This window comes from Micromonospora sp. SL1-18 (assembly GCF_047921505.1).
GTDB lineage: Bacteria > Actinomycetota > Actinomycetes > Mycobacteriales > Micromonosporaceae > Micromonospora.
This window is the reverse complement of record NZ_JBLROA010000253.1, coordinates 1-304: the sequence shown is the minus strand read 5'-3', so window position 1 is coordinate 304 and position 304 is coordinate 1. Positions and strand designations below refer to the sequence as shown.

Annotated in this window: 1 protein-coding gene; it reads left to right on the top strand. The window is 67.8% G+C overall.

What is annotated here, in order from left to right; genetic code table 11:
* On the top strand, positions 1–304 hold a 304-nt coding region (locus ACNAW0_RS30825), incomplete at both ends, for a hypothetical protein (RefSeq protein WP_416291551.1).

Genomic DNA, 304 nt, shown 5'->3' with positions numbered 1-304 from the left:
CACGGGCATCGGACAGTGGTTACTCGTCAGCGACGAGCAGTCGGTAACCTGCGTCGAAGTCTTCGCGTCCGAGAAGGTCGCGGTGGCGATCGTGCCAACGGCCGGACTCCAGATCTGCTGCGAGCCGGTCCAGCCCTGGCCGCAGCGCCTTATCTCCGGTCTGCGCCAGCATCGATATGCCCGACCGTACTACGGGGTCGAGGTATGCCTCGGGTCGACGCCAGAAGGCCGCAGCGAACCCGTCGGTGCAGTCGTGGGGCACTGGCACCGGCTCGACCCGGGCTTCGCCGAGCAGCGCGGTGAG